Below are 22,065 nucleotides of genomic sequence, written 5' to 3'. Positions count from 1 at the left end.
AATACTCAAATAGGCAAACAAAAAAGCCCACCCAGGGGGTGGGTAGGACTTAGAGTCCGAGCGCTCGCAAAATAGTGCGCAACTTCGCGGACGTCTCTTCCAGCTCGGCGTTGGCGTCTGAGTCGGAGACGATTCCACCACCGGCCCAGGCCCGTGCCGTAAGTCCGTCGCCCGAGACCTCCGCGCAGCGGATGGCGACCATGTATTCGCCATCGCCCGAGTTATCGCACCAGCCGACGGTACCGGCGTAGAACCCGCGGTCGGATTCGGCTGTCTGGATGACGGATTCGGCGGCATCGGTAGGCGTACCGCAAATGGCTGGGGTGGGGTGGACGAGCGCGGCGAGCTCGAGCGCGGTCAAGTGAGGGTCCTTGAGCGTGCCGACTACCGGTGTGCCCAGGTGCCACATTTCATTGGTCTTCATGAGTTGCGGTGTGAGTGGCGCGTCCAAAGTTTCGCACAGTGGTGAAAGGATTCGGCGCAGATGGTCGACCACAAAGGCGTGCTCCCGGAGATCCTTGGGGGAGCGGGCCAAGTCCTGCCCGGCTAGGATGTCGCGTGCCTTGTCTTTCTGGCGCGCCGCCGAACCGGCCAAGGGGAAAGCGCTCACTGTGGATCCTTGGCGCTTGATAAGGACCTCCGGCGAGGAGCCGACGAGCATGGCGCCCTCGCGGCCTGCCGGGGTGAGGTCAGCGATGAAGCCGTCGCGGTGGTACGACATGTCAATGAGTCGCGCGGCGACCAGTCGGGGGTCGGTGGGTTCGCTGAATTCAATGTCGACTGCGCGCGCTAAGACCACTTTGTCAAGCTTGGACTCTTGAATCGTGGCGATGGCAGCCTCGACGCGACGCAGATGTTCTTCCGGTTCTGGTTCGAATCCGGTGACGCGCGCATTCAGCGTTCTGTTGCGGTAATGCGCGTGCGGTTCCAGCGGGCCGTCCTCGCGGATGATGCTCTCTGGCACCGTTAAGGCAACCCGTGCGCCGCGTTCGAAGGGGAGCGCGCCCACGATTATCTCGACGTCTCCGGACCTGAGCGCTGCGACGGCGGCATCGAGATCGTCAAAGGTCTGCTGGGCACCCTGGGTGCGCACGGAGCCAGTCGCGCGAGAGAGCAGAAAGTCCGGCGCGGTAGAAGGGCGTGAAGAAAACATAGACCTCCAGCTTACTTCGTGGGGGAATTCTTAAGGAATCGAGCGTGTCAGCTGATAAACGAGAAAAGAACTGAAACTAAAGTGACGAAAGTGTTTAATGTGAATCTCGTCAAACGGCGCCTCGTTGTGCTTGCAGTGGCCGCCGCTTTGTCCATTGGCATTGTCCCCGCTCACGCGCAGGAAGTCCCAGCGCCGGCTCCCGTACAGGAGCAGCTTGCCGAGGTTCCTACCGCCCCCCGCGCCCATTGAAACCCCGGCCGATAGCGCGCCCGCCGGTGAGCAACTGGTTCCCGAGGGAGTGCAGGAAGCGACGCCTGTTGCACCTGCACCGGTCCCAGTAATCCCGGTTCAGGAAGACCCCACGGTGAATCCCGTCCAGCCCGTCGCCAACGGCCAGACTGTCTCCGTCGATGTCGAACACGAGGGCAAGCCCCGCCGTTATCTGCTGCGCATCCCCGACAATTACAACCCCGATGACGCCGCGCCCGCCCTCTTTGGCTTCGGCGGCTGGGAAGATAGTCCAGAGAATTTCTCCAGCTACGCCCGCATGTAGAACACCGGTGCCCACGGTGAAGCCATCATCGTCTATCCCGAAGGCTACGAGCGTGCCTGGGAGGCCGCGCCTTACGCCAAGACTCGCGACGGCGAGGACATCCGCTTCATCAAGCGCATCCTTGACGATATCGACCTCGACTACCGCGTCGATCGGTCCCGCGTCTACGCCATGGGCATGTCCAACGGTGGCGGCTTTACCTCCGTCCTGGGCTGCCACGCGCAGGACACCTTTGCCGCCGTCGCGATGGTCTCCGGTGCCTTCTACAACCCGGTTGAGATGAATTGCGTCGATGCCCCCATGGCCACCCTCATCATGCACGGCACCGCGGATAAGATGATGACCTACGACGGCGGCACCCGACACGAGGCCGGTTACCTGCCCGTTCGCACGGTCCTCGGCGGCTACCTCAACCGCAACCGCTGCGACATGACCTTTATGTCGGAGCCCGCCGCCAGCGGTTCCGAGCGCCTCAACTTCAACGGTTGCCAGCAGCCGGTCGAGCTCCTTAAGGTCCCGGCGGACCACACCTGGTTCTGGGCTCCCGATGCCGCCAACGAGGTGTGGAACTTCCTCTCCGATAAGCACAAGTACGTCGTCCCGGCTCCCGCGCCGACGGCGTAGCTCTTACTGCCTAGTCCACCCGCGGAATCACTGTTGTGTCCGCGGGCTTTTCTTTCTTTTCTGGCTGCTTCGGACGGCGTGCGACAAAGAGAAGCAGGCCGACTCCGAAGATGAGGAAAGCACCGCCGAAGCCTGCGAGCACGCCTGCCCAGAAGTTGGTGATGTCGCTCGAAGTGCTTATTGGAGTGATCTGGGCCGGGCGAATGGGGTTGCTCTCGGCGGGTTCCGCTGGAGTCTCGGCTTCCTTGCGCGGAGCTGGGGCTGCGGCTTTCTGGGGCTTGGAAGCCGCAGGCGTGGGAGCCTGGATCTTCGACGCAGCGCCATTATTTCCATCCTGTGGGCTTGACTTTACGGGTGCGGGGGCTGTTACATCCGGTACGGAGTTGTCGCGCTCGGTCGGCTCAGCATTCGGAGCGACGTGGGGCGGTGTAGCGCGGGAGGAAGTCGTTTCAGAGAGCGTGGAGGGCCGAGTGCTTGGGGCTGAGGACACTTTGAGGAAGGACTCGGCCTCTTTGTAGGTTTTGTCGAGCTCGCGATCGAGCTTGCCTATTTCTTTGTCGATGCCTTTGATGTCCTTGGCGAGTCTGCGCGGGTCGGTGGATTCCTCCGCGTCGCACGGGGCGCCGACCGAATACTTCACGGAGGCGGTGGCGTCCGCGTCCGCAGTCGCTACGCGGAGCGTGAGCGTGTAGTCGCCGTCCTCGGAGAAATCGATGTCGATGTCCTCCTCGGAATTCGGAGGGACTGTGGTCTCGTCGAAGCGGGTGGTTCCGGTGCCCTTGGAGTCATCGAGCGTGAGAGTGACGGCATCGGAGGAGTCGTTGGTGACGTGGAGCGTCGCGTCGGCTCCGTCGGTGGTGCGCAGCGAGTTGGAATTGGAAATGGTGAGCGTGGCTTCGTCGCCGCAGCGGGGTGCGGCAGCGGCGAAGGGGACGAGTGCGCTGGTGGACAAAACGGCGGCGGTGACGAGCGCTAGGCGGCGCATGACGAAGTCTCCTTTGCAGTACGGAAAGTGGGAAGCAGAGGGCTCAGCGCCCAGACAAGAAGGAAGCAGGCAGTAAGCACGAGAACGATGGTGGCGCCGGCAGGAAGGTCGATGGCCCAAGCGAGATAGATGCCCACGAAGGAGCCGAGAGCGCCAATGAGTGCGGAAAGCGCCATCATGGACCGCAGGCTCGTGGTGAGCAGGCGGGCGGTCGCGGCCGGCGTGATGAGCAGTGCCAGGACCAGAATGTTGCCGATAGTGCCCACGGAGATGACTATGGCGGCGGTGACCGCGAGATACAGAACGACGTCGAGGACCGCGACGGGCAGGCCCATGGCGCGGGCGGTCTCGCGGTCGAGACACGCGGCGGTGAGCTGTGGACCGATGAGAATGACGAGTCCGATGACGACGACGTTGACTGCGACGGCCGCAATGAGGTCGGTGCGCGAAACGCCCGTGAGCGAGCCGAAGAGGAAGCTCGTGAGTGACGCGGTATAGCCGTCGATGCGGGAGATGATGAGCATGCCCAAAGCGAAGGATGCGGCGAAGAAAATGCCGATGATGGAATCCTCGCGGATGTGGCGGCGCTGCGCGAAGACGGCGATGAGCAGGGCGACGGCGCAGCCAGCGACGGCGCCACCAAGGAGCACAGAGGTGTGCAGTGCAAAGGCGACGGCGAGGCCGGGGAAGACGGCGTGGGAGACGGCATCGCCGATAAAGGCCATGCCGCGCAGGACGACGTAGCAGCCCACGACGCCGCACACGCACGCGGCGAGGATCGCCATGATGACGGCGTGGAGCAGGAAGTCGAGGCGCGGGTTGGCGAGGTCAGTGAAGAAATCGAGGAGCGTGACGTCTAGCATGCGACCCCCACGGCAGCGAGGAGAGGCGAGTGGGCGGATACTCCGAAGGTGTCGACCCACGGCTGCGGTGTGGCGAGGATGTCGGCCGCGGGGCCATCCGCGATGACGGTGCGATTGAAAAGCACGAGGCGGTGGCACGTGTGGGCAGCCTCGGCCAGATTATGCGTCGACATGAGGATGGACGTTCCCGCTTGGGTGAGTTCCTCAAAGAGCGCGAGGAGCGACTCGGTATTCGGAGCGTCGAGGCCGGTAAACGGCTCGTCGAGAAGGAGGACATCGGGACGCGTGGCGAGAGCACGCGCGATGAGCACGCGTTGGCGTTGTCCGCCGGAGAGCTGCTCGATGGGACGGCGGGCAAACTCCGTGAGGCCAACCAACGCGATTGCTTCTTGTGCTGCGCGATGGTCGACGCGTCGAAGCCAGCCGAACCGGCGCGTGCGGCCGCTCGCGACACAGTCGGCGACGGTGATGGGAAAATCCCACGCAACGTCGTGGCGCTGGGGAACGTAACCCAGCGCGGCGCGCGTGGTGATGGAACCGGAATAGCGCACGAGACCGAGTATTGAGCGCAGGAGCGTCGTCTTGCCTGCACCGTTGGGGCCGAGCAGACCGATGAATTCGCCGGACTCGACCGTCAAGGAGGCGTCCCTGACTACTCGGCGGCCGCCTAACGCGACGGAGACATCGGACGCAGTGATAGCGGGATTAGCCACGGCGAACACCCCGCAGCGCGGCGCCGAGTGCGCCGAGGACGACGAGTGCAAGGACGATGCCCACGGTCCACCAGGCCCACATCGGCAGTCCGGCGAAGCCTGCGGACGCTGTGGTGGGTTCGAAGGGGAGGGAACGGGCGGCATCGGCAGCCTGGGGCGTGGCGGCGTCGGGGCCGACGGCGAAGTTGAGGACGGCATCGGTAGCAAGCTCCTCGCCCGAGGTGGTGGTCGTGGTGAGGCGCAGGCCGACCTTGTGGGCGCCGGGCTCGGTGAACGTCCAGTTGGCGTGGGTGTGCGTGTGCAGATCGACCCACAAGGAGTCTTCGCCGTGCTCGGCGGTGCTAAAGAGCAGTTGGGGCGCCTCGAAGCCGCCATTCTGAAGGAAGAGTGAGAAATCGCCCGGGCCGGAGTGGCCGAGGAACTCGATGTTCACGCCGCGGTCCGCGACCTCGGTCAACGACGGTGCCTGGGTATTCCACCCCAGCCAGGGCACTCCTGCGACCTCGGTCTGCGGGATGACCCATACCTGGGAGCCAGGCTGAGCGCCGGTAAAGGCGAAGTCATTGGTCTCCGGCAGGGTTTGCAGGGCCTTGTCATCGACGGCGAAGACGACATCTTTCGGGTCACGCCACACCGGTGTGGGCTGGGAGTCGTCGCGGGCCTTGAACTGGGCCTGGCCGTCGACGATGAGCGCGCCCATGTCCACGTGCCCGTGGTCGATAACGGCGGCCTCGCCAGACGGGGCGACGGACTCATCCGCGGAGACAACCTGCGCGAGGTCACCCGCCCACGCCGGAGCCGCCGTGAAAGCGAGTGCGCCGGCGAGCAGAAGAGTAGGAATGCGATGGTTCATGATTAGTCCTTTAAACAGTCGTGAAGGGAGCGCGCGTTAAAGCGCATTAGATCGATATAGGTGGGGACGGACGCGTCGAGGGTGTCGCCGTAGATGGTGCATACGCGTCGGCCTGCCGCGGAGGCGGTCTCCCGCAGGGTTTGCGTACTGGCTTCTTCGGAAGGTTCGATAAAGACGGCGGGGACGTCGAGATTCTCCAACGTGCGACGCAACGCGATGACGTCGCGTGGGGACGGCTCGACGGCGGGATTCGGCGTGACGAACCCGGCGCTGCGCACGCCGTAGCCCTGCTCGAGGTATGCGTAACCGTGGTGTGTCGTGACAAGGTTGCGGCGTGGCTCCGGGATGTCGGCGATGAGAGAGCGGATTTCGGAATCCACCCCGCGCAAGGACTCGTTATAGGCACGGGCATGATCGCGGTATTCCGCGCCGTGCGACGGATCGACTTGCGCGAGCTCGTCTGCGATGACGTCGACGTAGGCCATGGCGTTGGCCACGTTGTGCCATAGATGTGGGTCGACCTCGCCGTGGATGTGTTGGCCGAGCACCGCTTGCGGCAGGAGGTACGTCTCGCTGCCGGGGACGCCTAAGAAGCGATAGGACGGGTCCGGCGGAATCTCCTGCAGGACCGACGACGGAACGGCGATGACACTCGCCGCTGGATCGAAGTCATCGGAGCCATCCCGCAGCACGATGCCGCGGGAAGAATCCGCCGCGATGTCGAGATGGCCCTCATCAATGACATCGAGGTCGGGTGGGGGAGTCACGCCCACCGCTATCGTTATCACTGCGGGTTCGGTCAGCGAGGACGACAAGTGCAAACGGTAGATGCCCGGCGCGCTAAAAGCCCAGGACAGGTGCGTGTGCGCGTTGCCGGGCAGTTCCGTTGAATCAGGACCGCCGTCCGAGGAGTCAAAGAGGACGCGCGGCGTGCCGAATGTCGAGACGACGTACGCCGCAACCGATCCGGGCCCTTCAACCGAGTCCAAGGAAATGGTGGCGGAATCCCTAGAACCAGCGACGCGCAGACCAAGCCAGATCGCGTCGAGTGCCACGTTTTCCACGAGCGGCACGAGCTTTGCCCCGCGGGTGGACGCTACGTCGGCGACGTCGACGACGGGGCCTGAAGATACGCTATGCACGGAATCCATGAGTGTCTGCGGCTCGAGCAGAAGGCCATTGGCAAATGCGACATCGGCATTGGCTACCTCCCGCGAGGTGCGCAGCGTCGGCTCGAAAGAGTGCGGGTCCTTGCCCGCCGGGATGAGGGTCGTGACGTGCGCGTCCGGCGCAACATTGCGTGCGAGATCCGCGATGATCGGCGTCGTCGCCACGATGCGCAGGCCGTCCTCCTGGGTCGGTGCCGTACACCCGCTCAGGCCGAGCGTCGCCGCGAGTATGAGAGCCGCCTTACGCACGGTATCGCGTCCAGGCAAGCAGGCCGACGCCCAGTCCCAGCACGAGCATGCCCACACCGAGCGCGCCCACGCCCCAGGCCAGGTAGCTCTCACTCGAGGCAGCAAGCTTCGTGCCTGGGCGCAGGGTGCCCGATTCGGCACCCGCTTGTTGCACTGCCGCGTCGCCTCCGGAGACGCCTGCCGAGCGACCCGACACAGAATGAGAATCGCCCGAGCCCGTCGTACCGCCAGTCGGTGCGACGCCAATGGAACCCGGCGCGGTTGAGCAGTCGCCGCCGTCTGGGTTGACCTCTGCGCCGAAGTCGAAGTGGCCGGAGCTCAGCGCACCACTAGGCTGTCCGCCGCCCACCGCGAAGTGGAGGGTGGCCTCTCCGCTGACAGTCTCGCCGGCTGTTGTCGTGGCGGTCTGGCGAATGGTCAGCGAGTAGTTGCCGGGCTGGCTAAACAGCCAGTTGGGGTGAACGTGCGTATTTTCTGGAATGTCCACCGCGCCTTGGGCTTGGCCGCCAACGACGCGGAACCATTCGTCGCCGACAATCGTGCCTAGCCCTCCTTGCGTGTAGACCATGACATCGCCGGGGCCGTTAAAGCTCGTGATGTCCCACGTCACCGGGCCCGATGTATATTCGCGCATGGTGGGGTGCTGGGTGTTCGCACCCAGCCACGGCACGCCGGCGACTTGGGTGGAGCCGATCATCCACGCCGGGCCCTGCGGCACGGGGCCGATGTCCTGCGGCAGGTCGACCTTTCCGGTATCTGAGATGTAAAACGTCGCGCCATCCGCGTCGATCCAGGCCGGTGGGCTGACCGTGTCGTCTTTGATCTTGGGGTTCAGCCCCGCCACGCAGGCCGCGCTTTCCGATGCCGCCTCAGGGGCCGGGGCGGACTCAGCCGGGCGAGGAGCGGCAGGACGCGGGGCTGCTGCGCGCGCCTGGGTTGAGCGCGGTGCGGCGGCACGCGAGGGTTGTGCCGAAGTGGAGGTCTGCGTGCGCTTCAACGAACCATGGCTGGTGGACGTGTCGGTGTTGTCTTCGTCGTCTTTGGCGTCGTTGCCGTGGTCGCGGTCCACATCGCGGTCGGAACCGGAAGAATCGCCGACCTCCCACGTGTACGTCACGGAGTTAGAGGTCTTGCCCTTGCTTTCCGCGTGGACGGTCATCTCGTACGTGCCGGGCTTGGAAAACGCCCAGTTTGCGTGACGGTGGGCACCGTAGGGCTGATTGATGGTTTCCCCGCGCGTGAGTTCAATGCTGCCGGAGCCGGTGACTGGCTCGACGTCACCGAAGTTTGAGGTGCGGAAGACGTATACCGAACCGGGCCCGGAGACATCCTCGAAGACCAAGTCGACGTTGTCGAAGCCTGCGCGGCCGGCTGGCTGCGTATCCCAGCCCGGCCAGAGCAACGAGTGGTCCTGGTCCTGCGGCAGGAAGTAGGACGAGCCACCGATGTCCGGGATGCCTTCCGTGACCGAGTTCCATGCTGATTCTTTGACGACGAGCACGACGTCGTCGCCGGAGTGCTCCACGTCGTTGCCGGTGATGTCTTCCTTCAAGCCGAGAGTGAGGTCACCGCCCGGCGCGGTGACGTAGAAGGCATCGACGTGTCCAGTATCGAAGCGTTCGGCGGCGAGAGCGTGCGGTACGCCCGCGACGACGCAGAGCAGCAGCGTGGCCCACACCGCGAGAAAGCGTGTCGTCCGTGATGAAACAAGCATGGGGTTATCCCTTTATGAGAAAGAAGTCTGTGATGTCTGTGTAAAGAGCTGCGCACCGACAGCTCGAAAACGAGCCATCGGTGGAGGGGCAGAGGGCTACCTAGTCGTTAGCGGAAACGTTTAAGCATCTCTTGGACGCGGGCCCAAAGCTCAGCGCCGTGGTCGCGGAAGAATCCGCCGAGCGCACCGAAGACACCGGCGATGACCACCGGAATGACCCAGCCCCAGGGCTTCGCGTTGCTGGAGCCGTCCGCCTTCGGGGCCGGCTTCGGTGCGGGCTTCGGCTTGACCTCGTCCGAAGGCTTCACGTCATCAGAGGGCTGCGGCTCGGACGGCTTGACCTCGTCAGAGGGCTGGGAGTTGTCGAGATCCGACTTGCAGTCCTTGATTGCCTGGTCGCCAACGGCGAGGGTGAGCGTCTGCGGAGCCGAGGTGATCTTCTTGCCGTCCTTGGTGGTGGTGTCGTAGGTGACCTTGAACTCGTAGATGCCCGGCTTCGAGAACGCCCACGTCGTGTGGGTGTGGGTAGCGAAATCGGTCTCGATCGTGTGGTCACCCTTGGTCGAATCCATGAGCACTTCCTGCTCTTGGCCAAGATTGCGACTAATAAACAGCCCCCACGTCGCACCCTCCGGGACGGACTTCGGTTCGAAGTTTAGGTTGACGGTTCCGTTGGTCTGCCCATAGTCGAGGGACTGTGTGTTGTAGCCCGGCCAGATGATGTCGTGGTTTTGGGTTTCCGGAAGCATATAGAACTTCTCGCCAACCTTGCCCATGAAGTCGAGCTTCTTATCGCCCATGCGCTCGCTGCGCTTGACGAGAGCGTTGTCGTGGACAGCGAGCACGACGTCATCGAGCGGACGGTCGACGACGCCCTTGTCCACGAGGGACGTTTCGTCCTCCAACACCGTGGTGAGCTTGTCGCCCTCGCGCATCGCTTTGATGTCCACGTGGCCGTGGTCGAGGAAGTGCTTGCTCGAGCACTTCTTTTCGGGCACAGCCGGTTCGGAGGGCTGCTGGTGTGGCTTAGTCGTCGGTGTTGGGGCTGCTGAAGACCCAGTGGACTCGGATTCGGTAGCACTGCCCAAAGTCCCCTTCGCGTCGAAAGTTTTGCCCCGCTGGTAACTCTTCGCGAGGACGACCGTGCCGGACTGAGCCATGATGGTCGGGTGGGGGATGACGACAACGCGGGCTTCCTGGCCGTTGTAGAGGTTCTCGTCACCGATCAGGACCTCGCCGTGACCATTGTGGATATAGCCTTCGAAGTCGAGCCCCGCGTATGTGGCGTCACCACCATCGTAGAAACCGCCGCTGATGAATCCGTTGAAGTTCTTATCTTCGGTCTCAACGACGAGCTTGGAGGAGGATTCGCCGTACGGCTCAATGTGAGCGGTGAACTTCGAATTCGTGACGGTCGGCTCTTCCGTGTCTTGTAGCTGGCGCACCGTTGACGCGTCGCCGGTGTGGTCGGACCAGGTCTCCGCCGAATCCTCGGAGGTGACGGCGGCTTCCTTTCCGGGGGTGTAGTGCAGCGGCGTTGAGACCCAGCGCGGGCCATCGTCCGGGGTAAATACAGCCTGGATCTGGGAGTCCTTGGGGCCCAAGAACTCGTCCCACTGTGCAGTACCGTCCTTGACGTCCAGATCTGTGAGGAAGTAGCCGTCGATAAAAAGCGTGAGCGTGCCGTTAGCTTTGTTTCCGGCCTCGAACTTGAGCGTCGACAGGTGCTCATCACCTTCCTGGGACCGCTTTGCCTTGGGAGCCACGCTCAGGGAGTAAGCGGCATCGGCAAGCTCAGCCTGGGAGCCGGGCTTGGCTGCGTCGAAGCGCTCGCGCGTGCTCTGAGTCTTTTCCGCCTTGGGGGACTGGCCGCCTACTTGCACTACGGCGACGGTCGGTTGCGAGGCGATGAGTTTTCCGTCCTTGCCGCGCGCAGTGGTGCGGTACGTCAGCTCATAACGGCCCGGCTTAGAAAATGCCGTGTAGTTGTGGAAGTGACTTCCTGCGGTGAGCGGAATGGACTTCGGGGAGTCCTGAGAAGTGCCGAGCAAACGGTGTAGGCCAGATTCGGAATCAAGATAGCTAAACAGCTCGACGTCGCCGGGGCCATTGACAGAGAGGAGGTCGAGTGACGCGGTGTGATCGCGGAAAGCTTCCATGGGAAGCCCAGCGTCGGCCCCAAATCCCATCCAAATTGGCTGTTGGGATCCCCAGGTAGCAGCCGGAGCGGTGTAGTAAGTCTCGCCTGGTTCGCCAAAAAAGTCGAAGAGGCCATTTTTGGGCAGTGTGAACTGGTATTGATTCCGGCCGTCGCTCCCGTAACCTTTTCCAACCCACGCAACAGTATCGTCCAGGGGAGTCGTTGTGCCTGAGACCTCGGACTTGAGGACGAACGTGTCGTTTGCCCAGAAGGTCTTCGGCGAGTCGACGTGCGCGGCGGTGGCGACGGTGCGGCCGTCGTCCGGGCCGGCGTGCGCGACGGCGGGGGAGACCAGAGCTACTGCGGTGAGCAGAGCGAGAGAGCGAGAGTGAATGCGAGACACGAGGGTCCTTTCTTCAGTTATTTTGGAACGGAGCACACTATAGGTGATGACTTTCATTACCGTTAGTGGATACCCCCGTGAAATTTTTGTGGCCAGCATTTATTGATAGTTGTTTCCATTACGCTTACCCCCGCCTCGTTCTGAGTGTTCGTCCGTGCTGGTCTACCATGGTGGGCATGACTGAGAACGCTAGTGACATTCGGGTTCGATTCTGCCCGTCCCCGACCGGCACGCCCCACGTGGGCATGGTCCGCACCGCCCTGTTCAACTGGGCTTATGCCCGCCACACCGGCGGCAAGCTCATCTTCCGTATCGAAGATACTGACGCCGCCCGTGACTCGGAAGAGTCCTACCAGGCCATCATCGACTCGCTCGAGTGGCTTGGCTTGGGCTGGGACGAAGGCGTCAACGTCGGCGGTCCCGACGGCCCGTACCGCCAGTCTCAGCGCATGGACATCTATGCGGACGTCCTGCAGAAGCTCATTGATGGCGGCTATGTTTACCCGGCGTACTCCACCGCGGAAGAGGTTGAGGAGCGCCACAAGGCGGCTGGCCGCGATCCGAAGCTGGGCTACGATAACTACGACCGCAACCTCACCGAGGAGCAGATCGAGGCCTTCAAGGCCGAAGGTCGCAAGCCTGTGTGGCGCCTGCGCATGCCGGACAAGGACTGGACCTGGAACGATCTCGTCCGCGGCGAGATGACCTTTAAGTCTGAGACTCAACCCGACTATGTGGTAGCCCGCTCCAACGGCGCGCCGCTGTACACGCTGGTCAACCCGGTTGATGACGCACTGATGAACATCACGCACGTCCTCCGCGGTGAGGACCTGCTGTCCTCGACCCCGCGTCAGCTGGCCCTGTATGAGGCGCTGGTCGAACTTGGCATTGCCAAGCAGACTCCGCAGTTCGGTCACCTGCCGTTCGTTATGGGTGAGGGCAACAAGAAGCTGTCCAAGCGTGACCCGCAGTCCAACCTGTTCAACCACCGCGACAACGGCATCATCCCCGAGGGTATGCTCAACTACCTGTCCCTTTTGGGCTGGTCCCTGTCTGCGGAGCAGGACATCTTCTCCGTCGAGGAGCTCATCGCCAACTTCGACGTCAAGGACGTTCTAGGCAACCCGGCCCGCTTTGATCAGAAGAAGCTCGAGGCCATCAACGCGGACCACATTCGCCTGCTCGCTCCGGAGGTCTTCAAGGACCGCCTGCGCGCGTACTTCACCGAGTACACCGACTTCCCAGCCGACTATGGCGACGCGAAGTTCACCATCGCCGCGGATCTCGTCCAGACGCGCATCAAGGTGCTCTCGGACGCCTACGACCTGCTCAAGTTCCTCATCATCCCGGATGACAAGCTCGAGCTAGACTCGAAGTCTGCGAAGAAGAACCTCAAGGAGGACGCCGTCCAGCCGCTCGAGGTGGGCATCGCCGCCCTCGAGGGCATCGAGGACTGGACCACCGCCAACATCGAGGCTGCGCTGTCCAAGGCTCTCATCGAGGACTTGGAACTTAAGCCGCGCAAGGCCTACGGCGCCCTGCGTGTTGGCATGTCCGGTCAGCAGGTCTCCCCGCCGCTCTTCGAGTCCATGGAACTCTTGGGCAAGGAGTCGACCATCGCGCGTCTCAAGGCTGCCTTGGCCGTGACGCCGTACCAGGCGCCCGAGACCTAAGAGCTTGCCGATGCCCCCGCAACCTTCCGGTTGGCGGGGGTTTCGCGTGTTTTAATCGGCGACGACGTATTCCCACTGGGGGTCGGGGATATGTCCGTCGCGCAGCTCGAGCAGTGCCAGGCCATGCGCCATGGCGGTGTAGCTCAGCCCCAACTGCGTATTGTTGTCGGCGATCCAGTGGAAGGGCTCGCGCGCCCAGCCCGGCAAGTCCCTGGGCAAGTACTCGCGCGGGAAGAGTCGGCCCGTCATGAGCTCGTAGAGATAGGGGTTCTCACGGAAATAGTCGCGGTGGGCGGCGAGGACCCCTGTGGCGCCGTTTTCTTCCCATCCCTCGCGCAGATGCTGACCGTATTCGCTGAGTGCCTCTGTGGCGACGAGAGCCGCGATTTCCTCCATACCGGAGACGTGCTTGTAGAGACTCGGCGCCTTGATACCGATTTCATTGGCGATGTCGCGAATAGAAATCTCTGGCCACCCGTAGTCCTGTAGGAGCAGGCGGGCGGCGGTGACAATCTCGTCCGTACGGCTCATGAACGTATCTTTCTTCCGGCGGGCGATAGATTCTACGCGTGCCCGTGTAACAATGAAGCTAACACAATTAGCCACGCGATGTCACCTTGAGAACACGTCCTGACCTGCCGATTTGTCACACGTACCGTTCTTGCCTATAGTTATATCTCGTCGCACAGAGCGAGTCACTTACACCGGCAAGGTGAAAGAGACAAGCACTTGATGACAATGGCCTATGGTGTAATTGGCAACACAACGGTTTCTGGTACCGTCATTCTAGGTTCGAGTCCTGGTAGGCCAGCAGTGTTTACTGCTGGAACAAGCAGTAACACTAGTTCTATGCCCCGTTCGTCTAGCGGCCTAGGACGCTGGCCTCTCACGCCGGTAACACGGGTTCAAATCCCGTACGGGGTACAAAATAGCGAAAGCCTCCAACTTCGGTTGGAGGCTTTCGTCATGCATGGCCTGTCTACTGCGCAGCGTGGTGCTCGCCGACGAGACGCGCGACGTGCAGCGCAAGGTAGCTCACCTCGTCGTCAGTGAGCGGCGCGCCAAGGCGCAGCTCGAGGACGGAGGCGAGGCGGCTGGCGCAGGTTACCGCTTGCGGGTGGGACAGCTGCAGGCTGTCTTTGAGGACGCTCATGCCCTCGTTGAGCTGCCGGCCTTCGTTCACGCGCACGAAGAAGTAGCGCATGTGCGTGATAAAACGTGCGGCGGAAATGGACTGACGGTCGAGTTCGATGTCAAAGCTTGTATCGATGATGTCGAAGAGCTGCCCGAACACGCCCGTCATGCGGTAGGTTTCCGCAAGGCCGTCTGTGTGGAAACCAGCGTTGACCAAGTGCATGGCGATGGCAACGGCCTCGACCTGCGGCAGGTCGAGCTCGAGCTGCTTGTTCACGTGGGCAAGAATCCGCTCTCCGGCCGCGTACTCAGCGGGGTAGAGGTGCTTGACCTCGGCGGTGAGTGGATGCGGCTGGGCGGCGGTGGCGGCATCGGCAGCAACGCGCACCGCAGCGACGCTGAGGTGGTCAGCGAGGGCCACAACGGTGGCCGAGCCTCGATCCTCGAATTCGGCACGGAGCGCGTCATCGGCCGCGGCGAGGAACCTGGGGTCCAGCGCCGCGAGCTGTTGCGCGAGGGTATCGCTATCGCGATCATTTTCGGGCCTGAACGTGCGCGTGACTTTGTCAGTCTTGACCGGCTGGCCAGGCTTCGCTTGGAAGCCCACGCCCCACCCAGTGAGGATGGCTTCCGCGCCGGTCTCGTCGACCGCGAGGACGACGTTGTTATTGAGCACACGCACGACCTTCATCGCTGCAGATTGCCTCTCTTTGGATGGGAACGGGCGGGACTACTTGGTGAGGGACTCGCCGTTGGTGGCGATGACCTCTTTGTACCAGTCGAAGGACTTCTTTTTGTAGCGATCGAGCGTGCCGGAGCCGTCATCGTCGCGGTCGACGTAGATGAAGCCGTAACGCTTGGACATCTGCGCTGTCGATGCGGAGACCAAGTCGATGCAGCCCCACGTGGTGTAGCCGAGGACCTCGACACCGTCCTCGACAGCCTCGCCGACCTGGACCAGGTGCTGGTTCAGGTAGTCGATGCGGTAGTCATCCTCGACAGTGGGGCCTTCGGGGCCATCGACGAGCTTGTCTTTGGCACCCAAGCCGTTTTCAACGATGAACAGCGGCTTCTGCCAGCGGTCCCAGTATTCGTTCATGATGATGCGCAGGCCGACCGGGTCGATTTGCCAGCCCCACTCGGAGGCCACGAGGGTCGGGTTGGGAACGCCACCCACGATATTTCCTTGACCTGCCGTGTCCTTGGCCGGATCAGCGGTTTCGCACACGGACATGTAGTAGGAGAAGGAGACGAAGTCGACCGTGTTGGTAAGGTCGTCACGATCCTGCTCAGTGATATCCAGCTCGACACCGAGGTTCTTGAGCTTGCGCAGGTAGTAACCCGGGTAGTACCCACGGCAGTGGATATCACCAAAGGCAAGGTCATCGTGGCTCTTATCCAGCGCTTTGAGGGCATCCTGTGGATTCGGCGTTAGCGGGTAGCGTGGCACCGCGATGATCATGCAGCCGACCTTGTTGTTCGGGTCTATCTCGTGTGCAATCTTAGTGACACGTGCAGAGCCCACGAGTTCGTGGTGGACAGCTTGGTAAAGCTTCTGCGGGCCAACCTCCTCTGGCGTGCCCTCGAGACCACCGAAGAACGGGAAGTGGAGTACCGAATTAATCTCGTTGAAGGTGAGCCAGTAGTGCACGCGACCCTTGTAACGCTCGAACACGGTGCGGCAGTACTTCTCAAAGAAGTTGATGACTTCACGGTTGGACCACCCGCCGTACTCGCGTGCGATGGCGAGAGGTGTTTCGTAGTGGCTCAGCGTGACGAGGGGCTCGATGCCGTACTTCTCGAGTTCGTCGAGCACGCGGTCATAGAAGCGCAGGCCCTCCTCGTTCGGCTCATCTTCATCGCCGCGTGGGAAGATGCGGCTCCAGGCAATGGAGAAGCGGAAGGTCTTAAAGCCCATCTCACCGAACAGTGCGATGTCCTCGGCATAGCGATGATAGAAATCGATGGCCTCAAGCTTGAGGTTGTCATCCGTGGGGCCTTCCGTGGGCGGAGTTTGCAAGCCATCGGGCATGACGTCTTGGATGCTCAGGCCCTTGCCATCCACGTTGTATGCGCCTTCGATTTGGTTTGCGGCGGTGGCGCCGCCCCAAAGGAAATTCTGTGGGAACATGTATGGATTTCTCCTTGTGATGAGTGCTGGAAGGCAGGACGTTGGTGTCCAGCCTAGGGATAAGTGGATTACTTCGCCGCGCGCAGGCCGGGTTCTCCAGCGACGACCAAGCCAGGCTGTGCGAGGTGCTCGACCGTGCTGAGCTTCTTCGAATTGGTGACAATGAGAAGGGTCGTGGCCTTGTACCCAGCCTTAGCTACCGCGTCGAGGTCCACGTCGACGATGGGCTGGCCAGCTTGGACGTGGTCGCCCACCGTGACGTGGGGCGTAAAGCCCTCGCCGTCCATCTGAACCGTGTCGATGCCTACGTGAACGAGGGTCTCGACGCCACCAGCTGACTTGATGCCGACGGCGTGGCCGGACTTGGGAGCGGCGATGACTTTGCCCGATACCGGTGCGAGCACCTGTCCATTCGATGGCTCGACGGCGATGGATTCGCCCATGGCGCCTGAAGCGAAGACCTTGTCTTCAACCTCGTCGAGCGGGATGACCGTGCCGTTGACGGGGATGAGCACCGTGTCAGACGACGCGTCCTCTGTTGCAGCGGCCGTGTTGTCGTCGCCTTCAGTGGCTTCGAGCTCGGCTGCGGCCTTAGCGGCCTTGGCTTCTTCTTCCCTGCGCTCAGCGCGGGGGAGCAGGATCCAGGTACCGACAAACGCGATGACCATGGCGATAATCGTGCCGATGACGAACATGAGGAAGTTGCCTTCGCCCAGTGCCGCAGGGAATGCGAGCAGGGACGGGAACGTGAAGGAGTTGAAGGATACACCGGCCAGGCCGATGATGATGCCGCCGACAGCACCACCCACGACGCCAGCGTAGAACGGAACCTTGAGTGGGAGGTTGATGCCGTAGATGGCAGGTTCAGTAACACCCGCCAGGATGCCGGAGACAGCGGACGGGCCGGCGAGCTTGCGACGCGCCGGAAGGTGCGACCGGAGTGCGACAGCGGTAACTGCTGCGGCTTGGGCCATTACGGCTGCCTGGAGAGGTGCCATCATCGCGGAATGGCCCAGGTTGGCGATGTCATTGAGGAAGATAGGGACGAAGCCCCAGTGCAGACCGAAGATGACGAGGACCTGCCAGAAAGCACCGAGCAAACCCCCGGCCAGCCACGGAGCGACCTGGAACAGCCAGGCGACGCCAGCAGAAATCCACGCGGCCAGCTTCATAGTCAGGGGGCCTACAGTGAGCAGGACGATGGGGACCATGATGAGCAAGACGAGGACTGGAGTCATGAAGTTGCGCACCGCGGAAGGCAGAATCTTCTCGCAGTAATGCTGCACGTAGCTGGCCAGCCACACGGTGACGATGGCCGGAATGACGGACGAGCTGTAATCCATCGCCGTGAGCGGAATACCGAGAAGCTTGAGGTCAGCGTCAACCGAAGCGAGCCCGATAATGCTCGGGTAGACGAGCGGAGCAACGGTCGCCATGGCGATAAACTCGTTCATCTTGAACCGACGTGCGGCGGTCACTGCGAGGAACATGGGCAGGAAGAAGAACAGGCCGTCTGCCAGTGCAGCAAAGACGATGTAATTCGTGGATTCGGTGTCAAACCAGCCCAGGTTTGTTCCAGCAGAGAGGAATGCTTTGACGAGGGCAATGCCGGCGAGGGGCCACAGGATTGGAGTAAACAGCGAAGAAATGAGCTGGATGAAGGCGTTAAATGCGTTGGGCTTTTCTCCATTGTCTTCATCGGAATCTTCGACCGCTGCGCCCCTGGCACCCTTGGTCGCCATACCGGGTAGCGACACCACGGCGTCATACGCAAATGGCACATCGTTGCCAATGACGATCTGATGCTGGCCACCGGCCTTCATGAGCGCAATGACGCCCGCGGTGTCCTCAATCTTTGAGTCGTTGACTATACAGGCGTCTTTAATCTTGAAGCGCAGACGCGTGGCGCAGTGGGTCACGGAGCTGACGTTGTCTGCTCCGCCGAGTCCTTCGAGCACTGCCTTGGACAGCGGCTCGAAGTCGGTCTTCGTGGTCATCGTGTACTCCTTGGTGGAAGAGCTGGGCGAAAATGCAAAAAGACCTGAGCCCCACGCGCGCCCTTGAAAGGCGAGCGTGTTGCTCAGGTCTTGCCCCGAACTAAATCGGGTTACAATCCGCGTCCCAGCGTTACTGGAAACCTGTTCTTATGATGCTGCGGAGCGCTCATAAAAGCCAAGAAAAGTGTGGTACTTCACGAAAGTGACGAGATGCCCCATGAGGTGCTCATGTCGGGGGCCTGATTACTGTGTACTGAGAGAAGTAGCCGCACCGCAGTATCCCAGGAGAGACGACGATGAGCGAAGAACGTGAGCCGATGAATGCAGTCCCGAGCAGCAGCCCCGAGCTGCGTACCCAGTTGGCGCAGCAGCTAGCTGAGCTCGTTCCGGAAGCGTTCAGCGACGGCAGGATCGACGTCGCGAAGCTCGGTGAGCTCCTTGGCGAGGATGCTTCCGATGCCGCCGAGCGCTTCGGCTTGTTCTGGCCTGGGAAGAAGCGTGCCATGCGGGCAGCACAGCAGCCCACTACCGCCACGTTGCGGCCCGATAAGGCCAACTCCAAGGAGTGGGATACCACCGAGAACGTCTTCATCGAGGGCGACAACCTGGAAGTCCTCAAGGTTTTGCAGAAGCACTACCACGGCAAAATCAAGATGATCTATATCGATCCGCCGTACAACACGGGTCACGATTTCGTCTATCCGGACAACTTCAAAGAGGGGATTGGCACCTATCTCGACTGGTCGAAACAAGTCAACGAGGAAGGCAAGAAACTCTCCTCCAACTCTGAGTCGGAGGGGCGTTTCCATTCCAACTGGCTCAACATGATGTATCCGCGCCTGAAGCTCGCGCGCAACCTGCTTAGCCAAGACGGCGTCATCTTCGTGAGTATTAGCGATGACGAGTACTCGCACCTAAAGAAGTGCCTCGATGAAATCTTTGGCGAGCTGAACTTCGAAGGCTCGATCCACTGGCGCCGGCGCCACAATCAGCCCAATGACCCCACCAAGCTCATCGGGCTTGTGGCCGAGCACATTCTGGTCTACGCACGGAACTCGGCGCATCTCAAGCACGCTGGCGTGGGCAAGCTGCCGCTCACGGGCAAATTCACGAACCCCGATAACGACCCGCGCGGACCGTGGAATTCCAAGCCATGGAAGGTGGGTGCAGGCCAAGGCGGTTCCTCGTACACGATTGTTTCGCCTACGGGCGTCGAGTTCAACGAGGTGTGGATGGGCGAGAAGGCGACCTTTGAAAGGCTGCTTGCTGATAACCGCATTGTCTTCACCAAGGGCGGCGACGGCTTGCCGCGCAAGAAGCAATTCCAGTCCGAGCGTGAGGAAAGCGGTCAGTCCGCCACCAACTGGTTCCCGCATGAATTGTTTGGCAGCAACCAGGAAGGCTCCGCAGAAGTCGCTGAACTCTTCGGTGTAAAAAGCATTTTCAGCAACCCCAAGCCCACGAAGCTGCTGCAGAACTTGGTGCGCCTGGGCAATCTGAACGACGGCGATATTGCCCTGGACTTCTTCGCGGGATCCGGAAGCCTGGCGCATGCCGTCATGCAGCTTAATGCCGAGGACGGCGTGCGTCGCCGTACCATTCAGGTGCAGCTTCCTGAACCCACACCGGAGAACTCCGCAGCGCGGAAGGTCGGCTTCGAGGACATCGCGAGCATCTCCCGTGAGCGCATCCGGAGGGCAGGTGACAAAGTAGCCGCCGAGTACGCCGAGGTGATCGCACAACGCGAGGTGCCCCTCGATACGGGATTCCGTTCCTACGTGCTTTCGGATACCAACTTTGTGAAGTGGCAGACGGCGGCGGATACGGACGTGACGACGCTGGAGCAGCACTTGCTAGACCTGCGCGGAAGCGTGGACGACGACGCTACGGTGGATGACATCCTTGCGGAAATCCTCATTAAACAGGGATTGTCGCTCACTGAGAAGATCCGTGACTGCGACATCGCCGGCGCGGGTTATAAGGCCGTGGTTCGCAGCGACGGGGCTGGCGGTGAAGAGGTTGCGGTTTTGGCGTATCTCGACGAGCATGTCACCCCGACTCTCGCGCAGTTGCGTGATGCGGTCGCCATGAAGCCAGTGCAGTTCATCATTCTGGAAGATGCGTTCCAGGGAGACGACGAGTTGAAGACCAACCTCGTCCAGATGTGCCGTACTGCGGGTGTGGATCTCTGGACCGCCTAGGGGTAATGGCAGACCTTTTCGTTCGAACTGGTATGGAGGTACCCCATACCAGGCAGGGGCGACACTATATTTTGCTGCACAAAAGAGGGACTGTGGGTGAATACCAGCTATTAGTTTTGCGAAGGTCTTCCCACGGCGCGGACTGGGGTTTAGGCTACGGGTTGTAAGCAGAAAGCGGACAGAAAGGATGCGAATGGACGAAAGTCAAGCGCATTATTACTCAGACGGTTTCTCCCTGATGTAGTGCGAAAATAGCGGCATAGCCATAATCCACAACTTCTTTTTTAACAACGATTGTACGAAGTACAGGAGCTTAAAAGCACAATGCATATAGGACGAAACGTCGTCCCGGACCAGCGCCACACAACCTAGCTTCTAGCCCTTTTGCCTACAGGTTTGCAGCGGAATAACCACTGATTCGATCCGCACCACGGCTCCGCGAAGCTTTAACGAAGTAGCGCACACACGGTCCGGGATTTTTATTGGTTTTCTAGGCCTTTACTTGTGCTGAACCGCGTTGATTTGGGAAGCATGTGAACGATGGCGCGGGCCACGTGCTTTGCGCTTGCTTGCATGTCCACTGAGAGGCATACGGTCCAATCGTGGCTAACTCTAGGGTCCGGAACTGTTGCTGTTGCTACTGTTCGGTGCGTGCCGCTTCTTCTTGCTTGCGCTGGGCTTCGTGCTTCGCGATGACTTCAGCATCGTGACGCAGCGCGTAGTGAATACATCCTTGTGGTTGGAGAGCGCAGGAACCTGTGTTCGCTGGCCACTGGGATGCTGCACTTTCACATTCGTCCTGTGAGTTGTAGGGGGTCGCGTAAGAACCACTTGTATCCATGGTCAGCTTCGTGCAGAACGACTGGATCCTGGTGGCTCGGTTCTTGCGCAGGCGCTGTGGGTTCTGACGTCGCTAGTTCGTTGTGTTCGGTCGTGGGGGGCTCTGTCGTTTGGTGTGTTGTGCTGCTGCTCGTTGCCGGAGGAGTCGTCGTGCTTGTTTTCGTCGGGGACTCTTTCACTGTGGTGACGTGGGTAATGGTGACCGGTTCGGACTCGCCCGTGTTGCAAGCCGTTAGCGCCAGTGCGGTGGCGCAGAGGGGGGTGCTGGCACATAGTTTTTCCGTCGCATTTCTATGGTGTGTACTGCGGATTTGGTGGAATGTAGACGCGTCGTTTACTCTTATGAAGTCCGCAGCGAGCCTCGCTTACTGCACAGACCGCGCCCCGTTCGTCTAGCGGCCTAGGACGCTGGCCTCTCACGCCGGTAACACGGGTTCAAATCCCGTACGGGGTACAACGTGGCGGTTTCACGGTTCTGACCTGCAGAGTTCACGAAACCGACAAACGCCAAACGAAATCCCGATTCTCGTTACTGAGAATCGGGGTTTTGCTTGTTTTACTCGATCCCTGGTGCTTAAAAGCAGCAGGGATAGAGTGAAATTTCGGCTAAACGGGCAGTGGCCCACGACCTGTAGACGGGCCTGACCCCTGGAAAGTAGACACGTCGGGG

17 protein-coding genes and 3 tRNA genes are annotated in these 22,065 nt (G+C 61.3%); 8 read left to right on the top strand and 12 right to left on the bottom strand.

The window, feature by feature from the left end; all coding sequences use genetic code 11:
- Window positions 1-49: 49 nt before the first annotated feature.
- Window positions 50-1,153 carry an isochorismate synthase gene (locus HMPREF0307_RS03890; protein ID WP_066487618.1) on the bottom strand — a complete coding sequence of 368 codons (1,104 nt, stop codon included), beginning with the start codon at window positions 1,151-1,153 and terminating at the stop codon, window positions 50-52.
- 90 nt (window positions 1,154-1,243) lie between these two features.
- On the opposite strand from HMPREF0307_RS03890, the gene HMPREF0307_RS13130 reads away from it, so the two are divergent.
- From HMPREF0307_RS13130 to HMPREF0307_RS13255, 3 genes are all read left to right on the top strand, one after another.
- A complete protein-coding gene (locus HMPREF0307_RS13130) occupies window positions 1,244-1,402 on the top strand; it encodes a hypothetical protein (RefSeq protein ID WP_168162244.1) in 159 nt (52 codons plus the stop codon).
- A 115-nt stretch (window positions 1,403-1,517) separates the two neighbouring features.
- The gene (locus HMPREF0307_RS13260; protein ID WP_231725030.1) at window positions 1,518-1,706 is read left to right on the top strand and encodes an alpha/beta hydrolase family protein; all 189 of its coding nucleotides are present in this window, start codon (window positions 1,518-1,520) and stop codon (window positions 1,704-1,706) included.
- A gap of 24 nt (window positions 1,707-1,730) precedes the next feature.
- Window positions 1,731-2,330, top strand: a complete 600-nt coding sequence (locus tag HMPREF0307_RS13255) for a CE1 family esterase (RefSeq protein ID WP_353935776.1) — start codon at window positions 1,731-1,733, stop codon at window positions 2,328-2,330.
- Window positions 2,331-2,340: 10 nt separating this feature from the next.
- Here HMPREF0307_RS13255 and HMPREF0307_RS03880 read toward each other — a convergent pair whose 3' ends face one another.
- The 7 genes from HMPREF0307_RS03880 to HMPREF0307_RS03850 form a co-directional block, all read right to left on the bottom strand.
- Complete coding sequence (locus tag HMPREF0307_RS03880; protein WP_066487615.1) at window positions 2,341-3,315, bottom strand: hypothetical protein; 975 nt, start codon at window positions 3,313-3,315, stop codon at window positions 2,341-2,343.
- Window positions 3,303-4,178, bottom strand: coding sequence for an anchored repeat-type ABC transporter permease subunit (locus HMPREF0307_RS03875; protein ID WP_066487612.1), 876 nt, complete (start codon window positions 4,176-4,178; stop codon window positions 3,303-3,305). The genes HMPREF0307_RS03880 and HMPREF0307_RS03875 overlap by 13 nt, the downstream gene beginning before the upstream one ends.
- A complete protein-coding gene (locus HMPREF0307_RS03870) occupies window positions 4,172-4,891 on the bottom strand; it encodes an anchored repeat-type ABC transporter ATP-binding subunit (protein WP_066487637.1) in 720 nt (239 codons plus the stop codon). Before HMPREF0307_RS03870 ends, HMPREF0307_RS03875 begins: the two co-directional genes overlap by 7 nt.
- Window positions 4,884-5,744, bottom strand: a complete 861-nt coding sequence (locus HMPREF0307_RS03865; protein ID WP_066487609.1) for a choice-of-anchor M domain-containing protein — start codon at window positions 5,742-5,744, stop codon at window positions 4,884-4,886. Before HMPREF0307_RS03865 ends, HMPREF0307_RS03870 begins: the two co-directional genes overlap by 8 nt.
- A 2-nt stretch (window positions 5,745-5,746) precedes the next feature.
- Window positions 5,747-7,162: an anchored repeat ABC transporter, substrate-binding protein gene (locus HMPREF0307_RS03860; protein ID WP_082723220.1), complete on the bottom strand. Its 1,416-nt coding sequence runs from the start codon at window positions 7,160-7,162 to the stop codon at window positions 5,747-5,749.
- Window positions 7,155-8,876: a TIGR03773 family transporter-associated surface protein gene (locus HMPREF0307_RS03855; RefSeq protein ID WP_066487603.1), complete on the bottom strand. Its 1,722-nt coding sequence runs from the start codon at window positions 8,874-8,876 to the stop codon at window positions 7,155-7,157. Before HMPREF0307_RS03855 ends, HMPREF0307_RS03860 begins: the two co-directional genes overlap by 8 nt.
- Window positions 8,877-8,983: 107 nt before the next feature.
- Window positions 8,984-11,419, bottom strand: a complete 2,436-nt coding sequence (locus tag HMPREF0307_RS03850; RefSeq protein WP_070593645.1) for a choice-of-anchor M domain-containing protein — start codon at window positions 11,417-11,419, stop codon at window positions 8,984-8,986.
- A 167-nt stretch (window positions 11,420-11,586) separates the two neighbouring features.
- Here HMPREF0307_RS03850 and gltX point away from each other — a divergent pair, with 167 nt between their 5' ends.
- Complete coding sequence (gene gltX, locus HMPREF0307_RS03845) at window positions 11,587-13,092, top strand: glutamate--tRNA ligase (RefSeq protein ID WP_082723218.1); 1,506 nt, start codon at window positions 11,587-11,589, stop codon at window positions 13,090-13,092.
- A 51-nt stretch (window positions 13,093-13,143) separates the two neighbouring features.
- On the opposite strand, the gene HMPREF0307_RS03840 is transcribed toward gltX, so the two are convergent.
- The gene (locus HMPREF0307_RS03840; RefSeq protein WP_066487592.1) at window positions 13,144-13,623 is read right to left on the bottom strand and encodes a TetR/AcrR family transcriptional regulator; all 480 of its coding nucleotides are present in this window, start codon (window positions 13,621-13,623) and stop codon (window positions 13,144-13,146) included.
- Between the two features lie 208 nt (window positions 13,624-13,831).
- Here HMPREF0307_RS03840 and HMPREF0307_RS03835 point away from each other — a divergent pair.
- Both HMPREF0307_RS03835 and HMPREF0307_RS03830 read left to right on the top strand, forming a co-directional pair.
- Window positions 13,832-13,903: transfer RNA gene (locus HMPREF0307_RS03835), tRNA-Gln, on the top strand.
- 40 nt (window positions 13,904-13,943) lie between these two features.
- A tRNA-Glu gene (locus HMPREF0307_RS03830) sits at window positions 13,944-14,016 on the top strand.
- Window positions 14,017-14,071: 55 nt separating this feature from the next.
- Here the strand turns inward: HMPREF0307_RS03830 and HMPREF0307_RS03825 are convergent.
- The 3 genes from HMPREF0307_RS03825 to HMPREF0307_RS03815 all read right to left on the bottom strand — a co-directional run bounded on the left by HMPREF0307_RS03825 (window position 14,072) and on the right by HMPREF0307_RS03815 (window position 18,354).
- Complete coding sequence (locus HMPREF0307_RS03825) at window positions 14,072-14,917, bottom strand: PRD domain-containing protein (RefSeq protein WP_066487589.1); 846 nt, start codon at window positions 14,915-14,917, stop codon at window positions 14,072-14,074.
- A 39-nt stretch (window positions 14,918-14,956) separates the two neighbouring features.
- Entirely contained in the window at window positions 14,957-16,357 is a 1,401-nt protein-coding gene (locus HMPREF0307_RS03820) for a glycoside hydrolase family 1 protein (RefSeq protein WP_066487586.1), read from the bottom strand.
- 68 nt (window positions 16,358-16,425) lie between these two features.
- Complete coding sequence (locus HMPREF0307_RS03815; protein WP_066487580.1) at window positions 16,426-18,354, bottom strand: beta-glucoside-specific PTS transporter subunit IIABC; 1,929 nt, start codon at window positions 18,352-18,354, stop codon at window positions 16,426-16,428.
- 296 nt (window positions 18,355-18,650) lie between these two features.
- Here HMPREF0307_RS03815 and HMPREF0307_RS03810 point away from each other — a divergent pair, with 296 nt between their 5' ends.
- Window positions 18,651-20,555, top strand: a complete 1,905-nt coding sequence (locus tag HMPREF0307_RS03810; protein WP_066487577.1) for a site-specific DNA-methyltransferase — start codon at window positions 18,651-18,653, stop codon at window positions 20,553-20,555.
- Window positions 20,556-21,776: 1,221 nt separating this feature from the next.
- Window positions 21,777-21,849, top strand: a tRNA-Glu gene (locus HMPREF0307_RS03800).
- Window positions 21,850-22,065 lie beyond the last annotated feature (216 nt).

Source organism: Corynebacterium sp. DNF00584 (assembly GCF_001552965.1).
Taxonomy (GTDB): domain Bacteria; phylum Actinomycetota; class Actinomycetes; order Mycobacteriales; family Mycobacteriaceae; genus Corynebacterium; species Corynebacterium phoceense.
This window is presented reverse-complemented; position numbering and strand designations above follow the sequence as displayed.